Here is a 15,280-nt window from a genome sequence, read left to right as displayed (position 1 = left end):
GCCCTCGTCCCGTCCCGCCCCCGCCTCGACCGGGGTTGAGTGTCCAAGACGCGCGGACGCCGCGCCGAGCGTTCCGCGTGTTCTGGACACTCAACGCTTTCGGGCCCGCCGGAGCCCGAGGGATGCCAGGGGCGTAGGCTGTGGTCAGACCACACGAGAGCGAGACTTCATGGTTCAGCGTCATCTGCCCAAGGTCGGCGAGCTCATGGAGCTCATGCAGTTCAAGAAGCCCGAGCTCGACGCGCGCAAACGCCGCCTCGACGCCGCGCTCACGATCAGCGACCTGCGCACCATCGCCCGACGTCGTACGCCGAAGGCGGCGTTCGACTACACGGACGGTGCCGCCGAGGGGGAGATCTCGCTGGACCGCGCCCGGCGCGCGTTCGAGGACGTCGAGTTCCACCCCGACATCCTTCGTCCCGCCGCCGGGGTCGACACCTCGTGCCAGATCCTGGGTGGACCGTCCGCCCTGCCGTTCGGGATCGCGCCCACGGGCTTCACGCGCCTCATGCAGACCGAGGGGGAGAGCGCGGGCGCGTCCGCGGCGGCGGCGGCCGGCATCCCGTTCACGCTGTCGACTCTCGGCACGACGTCGATCGAGGGGGTGAAGGCGGCCAATCCGGTGGGGCGCAACTGGTTCCAGCTGTACGTCATGCGCCAGCGCGAAACTTCGTTCGGCCTCGTCGAACGCGCCGCCGCCGCGGGATTCGACACCCTCATGTTCACCGTGGACACGCCGATCGCGGGCGCGCGCCTGCGCGACAAGCGGAACGGCTTCTCGATCCCGCCGCAGCTGACCGTCGGCACGATCGTCAACGCGATCCCGCGTCCGTGGTGGTGGTTCGACTTCTTGACCACGCCGAAGCTCGAGTTCGCCTCCCTCAGCACGACAGGGGGCACCGTGGGGGAGCTCCTCAACGCCGCGATGGACCCGACGATCAGCTACGACGATCTCGATCTCATCCGGGGCATGTGGCCGGGGAAGCTCGTCGTCAAGGGCGTGCAGAACGTCACCGACGCCGCACGTCTGGTCGACCTCGGGGTGGATGGCATCGTGCTCTCCAACCACGGGGGGCGTCAGCTCGATCGCGCGCCCATCCCCTTCCGCTTGCTGCCGCAGGTCGTGCGGGAGGTCGGGAAGGACGCCACGATCATGATCGACACCGGGATCATGAACGGGGCCGACATCGTGGCATCCGTCGCCCTGGGGGCGAAGTTCACGCTGATCGGCCGCGCTTACCTGTACGGGCTGATGGCGGGCGGCCGGGCGGGCGTAGACCGCACGATCGCGATCCTGCGGAGCGAGATCGAACGCACCATGGCGCTGCTCGGCGTCTCGAGCCTCGACGAGCTCGAGCCCCGCCACGTCACGCAGCTCACCCGTCTGGTGCCCGTCACCTCCTGACGCGCATCGCGGGCGCGTACCGCGGGCGCTCGTCGCGGAAGCCCGGCGCACGGCGCTCGATGCGCGGAGTCGGCCTCAGGCCTCCGCCGGAGCGGGCCGCGGGGCGTACGACGCGACGACGCGTTCGAGGTAGCGGGCGATCACGTCCTGTTCCTCGTCGGTGAAGTCGTCGAGGACGGCATCCACGCCCGCGATCATCGGGGCGAGGTGACCCATGGCGCGCTGGACCGAGGACTCCGTCGGGACGACGAGCAGGCTGCGCCGATCCGTGGGGTGGGGAGCCCGCGTCACGTGCCCCAGCGCGACGAGGCGATCGATCGCCGCCGTCGTGGCGGCGGTGGTGAGGTCGAGGCGACGCGACAGCTCCCCGGGGGAGAGCGGTCCCGACATCACCAGGTGGCCCATGGCATCGAGCCCCGTGGGATTGACCGAGAGGTCGCGCTGCAGCGCCTTCTCGAACTCGGCGCCGGCGGTGAACAGGGCGCGCACCAGCGCCGTCGCGGGTCGCACGGGAGGGACACCGGCAACGGAGGGAGGAGTGGAAGATTCCGGCGCTTCCATGACTGGCATCCTATGTCCGTTTTGGGCTACCTTTCTCGTATCTCGATTTTCGAGATACTTCAGAATCTAGCGAAAGACGGCGATGAACGGCTTCCTGCGCTTCCTCACTTCGGCCCGCACCTCGTGGATCGTCCTCGTCGTGGCCTTCGCGGGCGTGGCCGCCCTGTTCACGCTCGGGTCGGGCGCCGAGTCCGAGACGGCGCCGGACTCGGGACTGCCCGATTCGGCCGAGTCCGTGCAGGTCGAGAAGATCCTCGAGAGCTTCCCGGATGCCGACACGACCTCCGCCCTGCTCGTCTTCGCGTCGGACGACGGCGAGGCGCTCCCGCCGGACACGGTGGGCGCCATCCAGCAGAAGGCGTTCGGCGACCTCGTCGACCTCACCCCCGACGGGTTCATCCCGCCGCCCCAGGTGTCGGAGGACGGCACGGTCGCGCTGCTGGTCGTCCCCCTCGCCCCGGAAGAGGACGTCGAGGCCCAGAGCGAGCGCGCCGACGAGATCCGCACGCTGGCCGCCGACGGTCTCACCGGGGTCGACACCTACCTCACCGGCCCCGAGGGCTTCGAGGTCGACATCGCCGCCGTGTTCGACGGAGCCGACTTCACCCTGCTGCTGACGACCGTGATCGTCGTGGCGGTGCTCCTGCTCATCACCTACCGCAGCCCCTGGCTGTGGCTGGTTCCGCTCGTGGTCATCGGCGTGGCCGACGCGTCGGCCGGCATCGTGGCGCGCCGCATCGCCGCCCTCGCGGGCGTCCAGCTGGATGCCTCGGTCACCGGCATCCTGTCCGTGCTCGTCTTCGGTGCGGGCACGAACTACGCGCTGCTGCTCATCGCGAGATACCGCGACGAACTGCGCCTCGCCGAGGATCGCCGCGAAGCCATGCGTCGCGCCGTGCGGGGGTCGGGGCCGGCGATCATCGCGAGCGGCTCGACCGTCGCCCTGGCGCTGGCCACCCTTCTGCTGGGTGAGCTGTCGGGCAACCGTGCGCTCGGTCTCGCGTGCGCCATCGGCATCGTCGTCGCCATGGCGTTCGCGCTCCTGGTCCTTCCTGCGGCGCTCGTCCTGTTCGGTCGCGGTCTGTTCTGGCCCTACATTCCGCGGTTCGGTTCTCCGGATGCCATCGCGCGCAGCCCGTGGGGCCGACTCGGTCGCGCCGTGTCGCGCCGACCGATCATCGTGGCCATCAGCGGGGCGGTCGTGCTCGGCGCGCTCGCGAGCGGCCTGTTCTTCGTGCAGACGGGCCTGTCGCAGAACGACCGGTTCCTGCAGAAGCCGGATGCCGTGCGCGGGCAGGAGGTGCTCGCCGAGGCGTTCTCCGCGGGCGCCACCTCGCCCGCGACCGTGATGGCGCCCGTCGCCGACGCCGCCGCCGTCGTCGAGGCGGCCACCGCGATCGACGGGGTGGACTCGGCCCGCCTCGTGGAGGAGACGACCGACTGGGCACGCATCGACGTCACGCTCAACGCCTCCGCCGAGACGCCGGAAGCGTTCGCCGCGATCGAGCGGATGCGGGCCGACTTCGACGGCATCGGGTCGGGAGAGGCGCTCGTGGGCGGACTCGACGCGCGCGCCCTCGACGTCGCCGGGGCGCAGGAGCGGGACCAGGCGCTCATCATCCCGCTCATCCTCGTCCTGGTGCTGATCGTGCTCGTGATCCTGCTGCGGGCCCTCCTCGCACCCGTGCTGCTGCTGCTCGCCGTGGTCGCGAGCTTCTTCTCGGCGGTCGGCGCCGCGTGGTGGCTGTTCCAGACGCCGTTGTTCGCGTTCCCCGCGATCGATACGAACGTGCTGCTGTTCAGCTTCCTGTTCCTCGTCGCCCTGGGCGTGGACTACAGCATCTTCCTCGTGACCCGCGCGCAGGAGGAGGCGCGCACGCTCGGCACGACCCGCGGGATGATCCGGGCTCTCGCCGCGACCGGCGCCGTCATCACCAGCGCCGGCATCCTGCTCGCGGCGGTCTTCGCGGTCCTCGGGGTGCTGCCGCTAATCACGCTGACGCAGATCGGCATCATCGTGTGCATCGGTGTGCTCATCGACACCCTCCTCGTGCGCACCGTGATCGTCCCCGCCATGGCGTTCATCGCGGGCGACCGGTTCTGGTGGCCCCGCCGCCCGGCGGTGACCGACGCCGAGGCGGCCGCGCAGCCTGAGCCCGAGATCCCGCAGACCCGCGCCCGGCGTCGCACGCGCGAGCCGGTCGCTTGAGACCTCCGGGTCGGGGGACGCTCCCAGATACCCCCCGGCCCGGAGCCGTTCCCGGCGGACGTGAACGGCCGTCCGCTCGCCGGGGCCCGCCCGGACGCGTGGGCCCGGGCGATGTCTCGACGTCGGTGCACTCGGAGGCCGTCCAGCCGCCGGGGAATAGACTTGATGCCATCGACTCCGCCTCACCGGGACCCTCCGTGACCACTCCTGCTTCTGTGCGCTCCCTCGACGTGCGCCACGTCCAGCTGGCGCGCGCGCTCTTCGCTGCGCTCGCCGCCGTCATGGTCACGTTCTCGCCGGATCACTCCGCCGCCGTCGGGGGCAGCGTGTTCAGCGGTTTCGCTCTGTCGACGGCCCTCGTCTTCGTCGTCGCGGCGTGGCTGGTCTTTCCCCGTGGGCAGCGCGTGACGCCGGTACTTCTGGCGGTCGTGACGGGGGTGGCCGGTCTCGCCGCGAGCGTCGGCGCGTGGCGCACCACGACATTCTTCTTCGTTCTCGTCATCGTGTGGGCGGCCGTGTCGGGCGTGATCGAGATCGTCGGGGCCGTGCGTGACCGTCGTGCGGGCCGGTCGGCGTCCGTCGCTCGCGACGGTGTGACCGTCGGCATCCTCACGCTCGCTCTCGTGATCGGGTTGCTCGCCACCAGCCCGGCCTTCTCGTACGACTACACCATCGAGGGCGCCGGCACCTTCACCCTCACGGGAATCACCATCGCCGTCGGCATCTTCGGCGGCTACGCGGCGATCATCGCCGTCTACCTGGCGATCGCCGGGTTCTCGCCGCGCCGCCCGGAGCCGGTTCCGGCCGTACCCGCCGAGGAGGCCGCATCATGACCGACAAGCCCACCCGCCGTGACCTCATGAAGCCGGTGCAACTGCTCGGCCTCGCCTTCATCGCCGCGGTGTTCGCCGGTGTCGTCACCCTCACCACGATGGGCGCCTTCCAGGCCCGCCCGGCCGAAGAGATCCAGCGCGCTCTCGTGGTCGGAGCGATCGCCGCGGGCGTGACGTTCATCGTCGTCCTCGTCAGCGTCGCGCTGCTGCTGCTCGCGGTCGACCCGTCGCAGGTCGCGAAGCAGGTCGATCGCCCCCTGCTCGTCCCGTCCGACGACGAGAATGCGGATGCCGACGGCGACACGCGTCCCGCCGACGACACCGAGGCTCCGCGCGCCTGACGTCGCCGCGCCGCTCAGACCCGTCGCGGGTCGATCATCGTCATGCCCGCCGGCGCGGCGGTGTCCATCGCCGGCAGCATCGTCGCGGCCTCCCCGAGACCGACGACGCGCTCGATGAGGTCCTGCGGCCGGAGCGTCCCCGCTGCGATGAGGTCGAGCATCTCGGGGTAGTCGGCCGCGGCCATGCCGTGGCTGCCGAGGAGGTCGAGCTCCCACGCGATCACGCGCGCCATCGGCATCGGCGTCTGCCCGTCCGCGGTGGGGAGCAGCCCGATCTGCACGTGCCGGCCGCGGCGACGCAGGCTGAGCACGGCGTCGCGCGCGGTCTGCGCGCTGCCGACGGCGTCGATCGACACGTGACTGCCGCCTCCGGTCATATCGGCGACGGCCGACGGGACGTCTCGACCATCGGCGAGCAACGTGTGCTCCGCGCCCAGACGCTGCGCCACCTCGAGCGCCGCGGGCGTCCGGTCGACGGCGATCACGCGAGCGCCCAGGGCGACCGCGATCATGACGACGCTCAACCCCACGCCCCCGGCCCCCACCACGGTGACCCACTCGCCGGCACGCACGCGTGCGCGGCCGGTGAGGGCGCGATAGGCGGTGGCGAAGCGGCATCCGAGGGCCGCCGCCGCCTCGAACGAGACGCCGTCGGGGATGGCGACGAGGTTGGTGTCGGCCGCGCGCACCACGACGCGTTCGGCGAACGAGCCCCACTGCGTGAAGCCCGGCTGCTCCTGGCGCGGGCACACCTGCGCGTTCCCGCTGCGGCACCATTCGCACGCACCGCAGCCCATCACGAACGGGACGGTGACGCGATCGCCGACGCTCCACCCGCCCACGCCCGCCCCGACCTCGGCGATGACACCGGCGAGCTCGTGCCCGGGGACGTGGGGGAGGGCGACGTCGTCATGTCCGACCCACGCGTGCCAGTCGCTCTTGCACAGCCCCGTCGCGTGCACCTCGACGACGACACCACCCGCCGGAGCCGTCGGCTCCGGCACCTCGCGCACCTCGAGAGGATGGGCCAGGGCGTCCATGATCATCGCGCGCACGGCATCCATTCTCCCGGGACACCCACCGCGGTTCGTCGCGATAAACGCGATTCCCGCCCAGAAACGCGGTGCCCCCGTGTTTCTGGTGGCGAATCGCGTTTATGGCCGGGGTTATAGCGCGTCGACGACGCGAGAGGCGAGGCCGGCGTACGTCGCGGGGGTGAGGGCGAGCAGGCGTTCCTTCGCAGCGTTGCCGATGTCGAGGCCGCGGACGAATTCCGCGAGCTCGGGACCGCCGACACGACGGCCGCGCGTGAGGTCCTTCAGCAGCGCATACGGGTCGGTGATCTGCGAGCGCCCCGCGGCGATCTCGGCGCGCACCACAGTCTGGATGGCCTCGGCGAGCACTTCCCAGTTGGCGTCGAGGTCGGCTCGCAGCACGTCTTCGGCGAGCGAGATCTCGGTGAGGCCACGCTGCAGGTTGTCGAGCGCGAGCAGCGAGTGGCCGAAGGCGACGCCGATGTTGCGCTGCGTCGTGGAATCGGTGAGGTCGCGCTGCAGGCGGCTGGTGACGAGGGTGGATGCCAGGGTCGCGAACAATCCGCCCGAGATCTCCAGGTTCGCTTCGGCGTTCTCGAAGCGGATCGGGTTGATCTTGTGCGGCATCGTCGACGAGCCCGTGGCCCCGGCGACCGGGATCTGGGTGAAGTACCCGAGCGAGATGTAGGTCCAGACGTCGGTCGCGAGGTTGTGCAGGATGCCCCCCGCGTGCCGCGCCCGGTCGTACAGCTCGACCTGCCAATCGTGCGACTCGATCTGCGTCGTCACGGGGTTGAAGCCCAGCCCCAGCGACTCGATGAACGAGCGCGTGAGCGCGGGCCAGTCCACGTCGGGCTCGGCGGAGACGTGCGCCGACCACGTGCCGGTGGCGCCGGAGAACTTCGCGAGGTACTCGCCGGCATCCAGCTGACGGATGACGCGCTCCAGGCGCCACGCGAAGACGCCGATCTCCTTGCCCATCGTGGTGGGCGTTGCGGGCTGGCCGTGCGTGCGCGAGAGCATCGCGGCATCCCGGTGCTGCAGGGCGAGTTCGGCGAGGGCCGCCGTGACGGCGCGGAGCTTCGGCAGCCACACGCGCTGCACCGCGCGCTGCACGGTGAGGGCGTAGGCGGTGGAGTTGATGTCTTCGCTCGTGCAGGCGAAGTGCGTGAGCTCGGCCAGGGCGGTGAGGTCGAGGCTGTCGAGCCGGTCGCGCACGAGGTACTCGATCGCCTTGACGTCGTGGCGGGTGACCGCCTCTTTCTCTTTGAGCCAGGCGATCTCGTCGGCACCGAAGTCCTCGTACAGCGCCCGCAGCCGCGCGCGGTCGGCGTCGCCGACCGGCGAGGTGCCGAACAACGATCGGTCGGTGAGGGCCAGCAGCCACTCGACCTCCACCTCGACGCGGGCGCGGTTCAGGCCCGCCTCCGACAGGTAGTCGCCGAGCTCCGAGACGGTCGCGAAGTAGCGTCCGTCGAGCGGGCTGAGGGGCTGCGGGGGCAGAGCGGACACGGATCTCCCGGGGGTCGCGCGAAGATGTCAGCCCGCGGAACGAATGGCGGGCTCGAGCTGCCGGAACAGGGCTCGGCTGGCGCGTTCGATCATACCGAGCACCTCGTCGAACATCGGGGGACCGGCGTAGTACGGGTCGGGGACGTCGAGGGTCTCGGCATCCGGGAGGAACGACAGCAGCAGCGCGATCTTGTCGGCGTCGTCGTCGTGCCGGGCCCATCCGCGCAGCACGCGCTCGTGGCTGCGGTCGAGGGCGACGACGAGATCGTTGTGCGCGAAGTCCGCGAACGTGAACTGCCGCGCGCGATGCGCGGCGCCGTCGTACCCCAGACGCTCGAGCGCCGCGAGGGTGCGGTGATCGGCGCGCTCGCCGACGTGCCAGTCGCCGGTGCCGGCCGACGTCGAGACGACGCGTGAGCCGAGCCCCGCGTGATCGGCCATACGACGGAACACGACGTCGGCCATCGGCGACCGGCAGATGTTGCCGCTGCAGACGAAGACGACGCGGAAGGGCGCGTCGGCACTCGCGGTCATCCCTCCATCATGGCGGGGACGACCGTTTCGCGCATCAGCGACGTGAGCGCTCGTCGCGGCGAGGGCGGAGCAGGCCGCCGAGGACGGCGTTGATGATGCCGATCAGCAGCGCCGCGACGACCGTGAGCCAGAACTCGCCCGTGCGCAGGCCCCAATCCCAGTTCGCCGTGATGACCCCCGTCAGCCACAGCAGGAAGCCGTTGATCACGAGCGAGATGAGGCCGAGGGTCAGGATGTAGAGCGGGATGGCAACGATCTTCACGACCGTGCCGACGATGGTGTTGACGAGGGCGAAGATGAGCCCCACCAGCAGCAGCGTGAGCGCCACCTGCAGTCCTTCGCCGGGGGCGAAGGGGATGAGCGTCACCTGCAGGGCCGGGAGCAGCGTGACGATCCAGATGGCGAAGGCGTTGACGGCCACGCGGACGACGAAGCGCATGCCCCCATCGTGGCACGCCGGGTCTGACGCGCGCGAGGCCCACGCGGTTAGGCTCGGCTCGTGAGCGAAGAGCCGGTCCTCCCCCGTATCCGCCCCGAGATCGCCGCCCTCCCCGCCTATCGGCAGGGGCGCCAGGCGAGCGCGGACGCGTTCAAGCTGTCGAGCAACGAGAACCCGTTCGATCCGCTGCCCGGGGTGCTCGACGCGGTGCGTGCGACGACGGCGATCAACCGGTACCCGGATGCCACCGCCACCCGCCTGCGCGAACGCCTCGGTGCCCGCTACGGGGTGTCGGCGGATGACATCCACATCGGTGCCGGGAGTGTGTCCCTGCTCGCGCAACTGCTGCTGGCCACGGCCGGCCCGGGCGACGAGGTCGTGTACGCATGGCGCTCGTTCGAGGCATACCCCTCGCTCGTCGCGGTGTCCGGGGCGACGAGCGTGCAGGTGCCCTTGACCGCCGACGCGCGTCACGACCTCCCCGCGATGGCGGCGGCGATCACCGACCGCACGCGCCTGGTCATCGTGTGCAGCCCCAACAATCCCACGGGGCCGACGGTCGGTTTCGACGAGTTCACCGCATTCGTCGAGGAGGTGCCCGCGGACGTGCTCATCGTGCTCGACGAGGCGTACGCCGAGTTCGTGACCGATCCGGATGCCGTCGAGGGCCACCGCGCTCGCACGCTGCTCGCGCGCCCCAATGTCGTCATGCTCCGCACGTTCTCGAAGGCGTACGGCCTCGCGGGCCTGCGCGTCGGCTACGCGATCGGCCACACGCGCGTGCTCGACGCCGCGCGCAGCACGGCGATCCCGCTCGCGGTCACGGCGGCGGCGGAAGAGGCGGCGCTGGCGAGCCTGGCCGCCGAGAGCGAGCTGCTGCACCGCGTCGCCGTCCTCGCCGAGCGGCGCGACGCCCTTGTCGCGCGCCTGCGCGAGACCGGCTGGGACGTCCCCGACGCCCAGGGCAATTTCGTGTGGCTCCCCGCGGGCGACCGCGCGCTCGATGTCGCGGCGGCGTTCGAGGAGGCAGGACTCATCGTGCGTCCCTTCGCGGGCGACGGCATCCGCATCTCGATCGGCGAGGAGGAGTCGATCGACCGGATCGTCGACGTCGCCGCCGCGGTCGCGCCGCAGCCGTGACGATGCCGCCGGGGACCGGCATCCGGGATGCCGCGACGACGCCGATCATCCCCGGCTTCTTCCCCGACCCCTCGGTGTGCCGGGTGGGCGAGGACTACTACCTCGTGAACTCGTCGTTCGAGTACGCGCCCGGCATCCCGATCTGGCACAGCCGCGACCTGCGCGAGTGGACGCAACTCGGCAACGTGCTCACGCGCGAGAGCCAGTTCCCGGCCGGGGTGTCGGAGGCCTCGCGCGGCATCTACGCGCCCACGATCCGCCACCGCGACGGCACGTTCTTCGTCGTCGGGACGAACGTCGACCGCGGGGGAGAGCAGTTCGTCGTCACGGCGACCGACCCGGCGGGGCCGTGGTCGGATCCGATCGTGTTCCCGGGCCTCGGCGGTATCGACCCCGACCTCGCGTGGGACGACGACGGCACCTGCTACCTCACGTACTGCGCGCTCGATGAGGCGCTGCGACCCGCGGACGGGTCGCTGCCGGTCATCGCGCAAGCACGCGTGGACCTGGAGCGCGGCCTCCTGATCGAGAAGCCGCGCGTGATCTGGCAGGGCTCCGGCCTCGCCCACCCCGAGGGCCCGCATCTGTACCGGCGCGGAGACTGGTGGTACCTGCTCACCGCCGAGGGCGGCACCGAACGCGGACACGCGGTGTGCGTCGCGCGGTCCCGGGCGATCGACGGCCCGTTCGAGCCCACCCCCGCGAACCCGATCTTCAGCCGCCGCAGCACCGGTTTCCCCGTGCAGAACACCGGCCACGCCGACCTCGTCGCGCGCCCCGACGGCGAGTGGGCGATGGTGTACCTCGGTGTGCGGCCGCGCGGATTCACCCCGGGCTTTCACGTCGCCGGGCGCGAGACGTTCCTCGCCCGCATCGCCTGGGTCGACGACTGGCCGGTCGTGCACACCGACGACGTGCTGCCCGATCGTGCCGATACGGCGTTCGTCGACGACTTCTCCTCCGAAGAGCTGCACCCCCGCTGGGTGTCGCCCCACGGGGCGCTCCCCGGTTCGCATACCGCCGGCGGTGTGGCGCTGGTTCGTGACGAGCTCGCCGTTCGCGTGCGCGACCTGCGGTGGCGGTTCGAGGCGCGCGTGGACGCCTCCGCCGCCGTGGCCCTGCGGGTCCGGCTCGACGAGCGCCACTGGTACGAGATCGCCCTCGAGGCCGGCGCGGCCGAGGTCCGGGCCCGCATCGGTCCGCTCGAGGCATCCGCCGGTTCCGCCCCCGCAACCGGCGCGGTCGTGACCCTCGTCGTCGAGGCGGTGGATGCCACCCACGACGGCCCCGACGACCTCCGGTTCGGTCTGGTCGACGCGGACGGCGACAGGTGGATCGCCGCGCTCGACGGCCGGTACCTCTCGACCGAGGTCGCCGGCGGCTTCACCGGCCGCACGATCGGCGTCCGGGCCCTCGGGGCGACGGCGGTGCGCGTGACCGCACTGCGGTACACCCCCCTCGGCGGCGAGTGACGCGGGCGGCTTGTGGACAACCCACGCCGGATCGTGGCATCCGTTGTGCACCTCATGCGGTGCGGGGCATGACGCGCCCATTAGCGTGGGTACATGACCCCGCTCGACGACCCGGCTCTCGTGCGCGTTCTGGCGGCGGACGGCACCCTCGCGCCCACTCCTGAGGCCGAGCGCTATCTGCCCCTGATCGACGCCCTCACCGACGCCGAACTCGAGACGTTCTACCGCGACATGGTCTCGATCCGCGCGTTCGACGTCCAGGCGACGAACCTCCAGCGCCAGGGGCAGCTGGCCCTCTGGCCGCCGTCCTTCGGGCAGGAGGCCGCGCAGGTCGGCTCGGCACGCGCCGCTCGTCCGCAGGACCACATCTTCCCGTCGTACCGCGAGCACGTGGTGACCCGCATCCGCGGCGTCGACCCGCTCGACATCATCCGCCTCATGCGCGGGCTCACGCACGGCGGATGGGACCCGACCGACCCCAAGAACGGCAACACCCACATCTACACGCTCGTGCTCGGCGCTCAGACACTGCACGCCACGGGCCTCGGCATGGGCCTGGTGTTCGACGGCAAGTGCGGCACCGGCGACCCCGAGCGCGACGAAGCCGTCATCGTCTACTACGGCGACGGCGCCTCCAGCCAGGGCGACGTGCACGAGGCCATGGTGTTCGCCGCGAGCTTCCAGGCGCCCGAGGTGTTCTTCCTGCAGAACAACCAGTGGGCGATCTCGGTCCCCGTCGCCACCCAGTCGCGCACGCCGCTGTACAAGCGCGCGGCGGGGTACGGCATCCCGTCCGTCCAGGTCGACGGCAACGACGTGCTCGCCAGCTACGCCGTGTCGAAGCTCGCGCTCGATGAGGCCCGCGCCGGTTCCGGCCCTCGCGCGATCGAGGCGATGACGTACCGTCGCGGTGCGCACACCACCAGCGACGACCCGACGAAGTACCGCACCTCCGCCGAAGAAGAGGCCTGGGCAGGGCGCGACCCCATCGCCCGCATGCGCGCTTATCTGCAGGGCCGCGGCGCGTCGCAGCAGTTCTTCGACGACGCGGATGCCGAGGGCCGAGCGCTCGCCGACGAGGTGCGCGTGCGCACGAACGAGCTCGGCACGATCCCCCGCTCCCACATGTTCGAGAGCGTCTACTCCGAGGTGCACGCCCTCGTGCAGGAGGAGCAGCGCTGGCTCGACGACTACGAGGCGTCGATGGAAGGGGGAGCGCAGTGACCGAGAACCTGCCGATCAGCCGCGCCCTCAACGCCGGCCTCCGCCGCGCGCTCGAGACGAACGACCGCGTCCTCCTCATGGGCGAGGACATCGGTCCGCTCGGCGGCGTCTTCCGCGTGACCGAGGGGCTGCAGAAGGACTTCGGACCGCGCCGCGTCATCGACTCCCCGCTGGCCGAATCGGGCATCGTGGGCACCGCGATCGGCCTCGCGATGGGCGGGTTCCGGCCCGTGCTCGAGATCCAATTCGACGGGTTCGTCTTCCCCGCGTTCGACCAGATCACGACGCAGCTCGCCAAGCTCACGAACCGCCACGAGGGTGCGGTGCGCATGCCCGTCGTCATCCGCATCCCGTACGGCGGGCACATCGGCGCGGTCGAGCACCACCAGGAGAGCCCCGAGGCGTACTTCACGCACACGGCGGGCCTGCGGGTCGTCAGCCCCTCGACCGCGAACGACGCGTACTGGATGATCCAGCAGGCGATCGACTCGCCCGACCCGGTGATCTTCCTCGAGCCCAAGGCCAAGTACTGGCAGAAGGGCGAGGTCGACACCGAGGCTCCCGCGCTGCCGCTGCACGCGAGCCGCGTCGTCCGCCGCGGCACCGACGTCACGCTCGTGGGGCACGGCGCGATGGTGACCACGCTGCTGCAGGCCGCGGCGCTCGCCGAGAGCGAGGGCACGAGCTGCGAGGTCATCGACCTGCGCTCGCTGTCTCCCGTCGACTACGGCCCCCTCCTGGACTCGGTGCGCCGCACCGGTCGCATGGTCTACGCGCAGGAGGCGCCGGGCTTCACCTCGCTCGGCTCCGAGATCGCCGCGACCGTCATGGAGCGGGCGTTCTTCGCGCTCGAGGCGCCGGTGCTGCGCGTGTCGGGCTTCGACGTGCCGTTCCCTCCCGCAAAGCTCGAGGGCACGTACCTGCCCGACGCCGACCGCATCCTCGAGGCCGTCGATCGCTCGCTGGCCTACTGACCGCTCTTCCTCTCCCCGCCATGAACCGCGAGACTTCATCGCACCGGCGAGACCGCGACATTCCGCCGCTGTCTCGTCGGCCCTATGAAGTCTCGCGAGCAAAGGACACACCGTGACCGAGCAGACCTTCGTCCTCCCCGACGTCGGTGAAGGACTCACCGAGGCCGAGATCGTCCAGTGGCGCGTCGCGCCCGGTGACACCGTCGCGGTCAACGACGTGATCGTCGAGATTGAGACCGCCAAGTCGCTCGTCGAACTGCCCTCGCCCTACGCGGGCACGGTCGGCGAACTGCTCGCCGTCGAGGGAGCCACGGTCGAGGTCGGTGCCCCGATCATCACGATCGGATCGACGGATGCCGCGCCCCCGGCGCCCGCCCAGCCGACCACGGTCCCCGAGCCCACCGACCCCGGCGGAGCGGTGCTGGTCGGCTATGGCACGGGCGGCGCCGTGTCGTCGCGGCGCCGGAAGCCCGCGGAGCGTCCCGTCAAGGCATCCGTGGGTGTCGTCGCCAAACCCCCGATCCGCAAGCTCGCGCGCGACCTCGGCGTGGATCTGTCGGCGGTCACGCCCAGCGGTCCCGCGGGTGAGGTCACCCGCGACGACGTCGTGAAGCACGCTGAGCAGGCCAGCGTCTTCCGCAACATCGAGACGCCCGAGTGGGGCGCGGTGCGCGAGGAGACCATCCCCGTCCCGGCGCCCGCCCCCGCGGCCCCGGTCGACGACGCGCGCGAGGAGTCCATTCCCGTCCGCGGCGTCCGCAAGGCCACGGCGAACGCCATGACCTCGAGCGCCTACTCGGCCCCGCACGTGTCGGTGTGGGTCGACGTCGACGCGTCGCGCACGATGGAACTCGTCAAGCGCCTCAAGGCCTCGCCCGACTTCGCCGACGTGAAGATCTCGCCGCTGCTCATCATGGCGCGCGCCGTGATGTGGGCCCTGCGCCGCACGCCGATGATCAACGCCGCCTGGGTCGACACCGAGGACGGCGCCCAGATCCGCGTGCGTCACTACGTCAACCTCGGCATCGCCGCGGCCACCCCACGAGGCCTGCTCGTGCCGAACATCAAGGACGCGCAGGCCATGAACACCCGCGAACTCGCCAAGGCGCTCGAGAATCTGACGCTCACGGCGCGCGAGGGCAAAACGAGCCCCGCCGATCAGACCGGCGGCACGTTCACGATCACCAACATCGGCGTGTTCGGAGTGGATGCCGGCACCCCGATCATCAACCCGGGCGAGGCCGGCATCATCGCGCTGGGGGCCATCCGGCAGAAGCCGTGGGTGGTCGACGGCGAGGTGCGGCCACGGTGGGTCACCACCGTGTCGGGCTCGTTCGATCACCGTGTGGTCGACGGCGACGGCATCTCGCGGTTCATCGCCGACGTGGCATCCGTTCTGGAAGAGCCGGCGCTGCTGCTCGACTGAGCCGCCCGGGCGTGCGGCGATGCCCTCGGATCGGGCATTGCCAGGTTTCTGCCAGGGTTCCCCGCGATCGCCGTCGTGACGCGGATCGCGCCGTCCGCGAAGCGTCGCCCGATGGCGTTCTCCCGAGATCCGACCCATCCGGTTTCGACTTCCCTTCGGATGACCCCTCGTGCGGC

At 71.1% G+C, this 15,280-nt stretch carries 14 protein-coding genes; 9 read left to right on the top strand and 5 right to left on the bottom strand.

All coding sequences use genetic code 11. From position 1 onward, the window contains the following. Nucleotides 1-169 precede the first annotated feature (169 nt). Nucleotides 170-1,405, top strand: a complete 1,236-nt coding sequence (locus MHY30_RS12475) for an alpha-hydroxy acid oxidase (protein ID WP_239277220.1) — start codon at nt 170-172, stop codon at nt 1,403-1,405. A gap of 75 nt (nt 1,406-1,480) precedes the next feature. Here the strand turns inward: MHY30_RS12475 and MHY30_RS12470 are convergent, their stop codons facing one another. After that, entirely contained in the window at nt 1,481-1,966 is a 486-nt protein-coding gene (locus MHY30_RS12470; RefSeq protein ID WP_239277219.1) for a MarR family winged helix-turn-helix transcriptional regulator, read from the bottom strand. A gap of 82 nt (nt 1,967-2,048) precedes the next feature. Between MHY30_RS12470 and MHY30_RS12465 the strand changes: the two genes are divergently transcribed. From MHY30_RS12465 to MHY30_RS12455, 3 genes are all read left to right on the top strand, one after another. Further along, nucleotides 2,049-4,175: an MMPL family transporter gene (locus MHY30_RS12465; RefSeq protein ID WP_239277218.1), complete on the top strand. Its 2,127-nt coding sequence runs from the start codon at nt 2,049-2,051 to the stop codon at nt 4,173-4,175. Nucleotides 4,176-4,372: 197 nt separating this feature from the next. Continuing rightward, on the top strand, nt 4,373-5,008 hold the full coding sequence (locus MHY30_RS12460; protein ID WP_239277217.1) for an acyl-CoA synthetase: 636 nt from the start codon (nt 4,373-4,375) through the stop codon (nt 5,006-5,008). Then, nucleotides 5,005-5,349: an amino acid transporter gene (locus MHY30_RS12455; protein ID WP_239277216.1), complete on the top strand. Its 345-nt coding sequence runs from the start codon at nt 5,005-5,007 to the stop codon at nt 5,347-5,349. Before MHY30_RS12460 ends, MHY30_RS12455 begins: the two co-directional genes overlap by 4 nt. Before the next feature lie 14 nt (nt 5,350-5,363). Here MHY30_RS12455 and MHY30_RS12450 read toward each other — a convergent pair whose 3' ends face one another. The 4 genes from MHY30_RS12450 to MHY30_RS12435 form a co-directional block, all read right to left on the bottom strand. Beyond that, entirely contained in the window at nt 5,364-6,404 is a 1,041-nt protein-coding gene (locus MHY30_RS12450; protein WP_239277215.1) for a zinc-binding dehydrogenase, read from the bottom strand. 111 nt (nt 6,405-6,515) lie between these two features. Next, the gene (gene purB, locus MHY30_RS12445) at nt 6,516-7,895 is read right to left on the bottom strand and encodes an adenylosuccinate lyase (protein WP_239277214.1); all 1,380 of its coding nucleotides are present in this window, start codon (nt 7,893-7,895) and stop codon (nt 6,516-6,518) included. Between the two features lie 27 nt (nt 7,896-7,922). Further along, nucleotides 7,923-8,429 (bottom strand): low molecular weight protein-tyrosine-phosphatase, encoded by a 507-nt coding sequence (locus MHY30_RS12440; RefSeq protein ID WP_239277213.1) that lies wholly within the window; start codon nt 8,427-8,429, stop codon nt 7,923-7,925. A gap of 34 nt (nt 8,430-8,463) precedes the next feature. Then, complete coding sequence (locus MHY30_RS12435) at nt 8,464-8,868, bottom strand: phage holin family protein (RefSeq protein ID WP_239277212.1); 405 nt, start codon at nt 8,866-8,868, stop codon at nt 8,464-8,466. A gap of 60 nt (nt 8,869-8,928) precedes the next feature. Between MHY30_RS12435 and MHY30_RS12430 the strand changes: the two genes are divergently transcribed. The 5 genes from MHY30_RS12430 (at nt 8,929) to MHY30_RS12410 (ending at nt 15,104) form a co-directional block, all read left to right on the top strand. Beyond that, nucleotides 8,929-10,008, top strand: coding sequence for a histidinol-phosphate transaminase (locus MHY30_RS12430; RefSeq protein ID WP_239277211.1), 1,080 nt, complete (start codon nt 8,929-8,931; stop codon nt 10,006-10,008). 2 nt (nt 10,009-10,010) lie between these two features. Then, nucleotides 10,011-11,480, top strand: coding sequence for a glycoside hydrolase family 43 protein (locus MHY30_RS12425; protein WP_239277210.1), 1,470 nt, complete (start codon nt 10,011-10,013; stop codon nt 11,478-11,480). A gap of 93 nt (nt 11,481-11,573) precedes the next feature. Then, entirely contained in the window at nt 11,574-12,704 is a 1,131-nt protein-coding gene (locus MHY30_RS12420) for a thiamine pyrophosphate-dependent dehydrogenase E1 component subunit alpha (protein ID WP_239277209.1), read from the top strand. After that, nucleotides 12,701-13,678, top strand: a complete 978-nt coding sequence (locus MHY30_RS12415) for an alpha-ketoacid dehydrogenase subunit beta (RefSeq protein WP_239277208.1) — start codon at nt 12,701-12,703, stop codon at nt 13,676-13,678. Before MHY30_RS12420 ends, MHY30_RS12415 begins: the two co-directional genes overlap by 4 nt. Before the next feature lie 112 nt (nt 13,679-13,790). Further along, nucleotides 13,791-15,104, top strand: a complete 1,314-nt coding sequence (locus tag MHY30_RS12410) for a dihydrolipoamide acetyltransferase family protein (RefSeq protein ID WP_239277207.1) — start codon at nt 13,791-13,793, stop codon at nt 15,102-15,104. The last annotated feature ends 176 nt before the right edge of the window (nt 15,105-15,280 follow it).

Origin of the sequence: Microbacterium sp. ACRRU (genome assembly GCF_022346945.1) — a bacterium.
Classification (GTDB): domain Bacteria; phylum Actinomycetota; class Actinomycetes; order Actinomycetales; family Microbacteriaceae; genus Microbacterium; species Microbacterium mcarthurae.
This window is presented reverse-complemented; position numbering and strand designations above follow the sequence as displayed.

Excerpts from the sequence above, each read along its gene's own strand:
- MHY30_RS12475 (WP_239277220.1), top strand. The coding sequence starts at position 170 with ATGGTTCAGCGTCATCTGCCCAAGGTCGGCGAGCTCATGGAGCTCATG.
- MHY30_RS12470 (WP_239277219.1), bottom strand. The coding sequence starts at position 1,966 with ATGGAAGCGCCGGAATCTTCCACTCCTCCCTCCGTTGCCGGTGTCCCT.
- MHY30_RS12465 (WP_239277218.1), top strand. The coding sequence starts at position 2,049 with ATGAACGGCTTCCTGCGCTTCCTCACTTCGGCCCGCACCTCGTGGATC.
- MHY30_RS12455 (WP_239277216.1), top strand. The coding sequence starts at position 5,005 with ATGACCGACAAGCCCACCCGCCGTGACCTCATGAAGCCGGTGCAACTG.
- MHY30_RS12440 (WP_239277213.1), bottom strand. The coding sequence starts at position 8,429 with ATGACCGCGAGTGCCGACGCGCCCTTCCGCGTCGTCTTCGTCTGCAGC.
- MHY30_RS12435 (WP_239277212.1), bottom strand. The coding sequence starts at position 8,868 with ATGCGCTTCGTCGTCCGCGTGGCCGTCAACGCCTTCGCCATCTGGATC.
- MHY30_RS12425 (WP_239277210.1), top strand. The coding sequence starts at position 10,011 with ATGCCGCCGGGGACCGGCATCCGGGATGCCGCGACGACGCCGATCATC.
- MHY30_RS12420 (WP_239277209.1), top strand. The coding sequence starts at position 11,574 with ATGACCCCGCTCGACGACCCGGCTCTCGTGCGCGTTCTGGCGGCGGAC.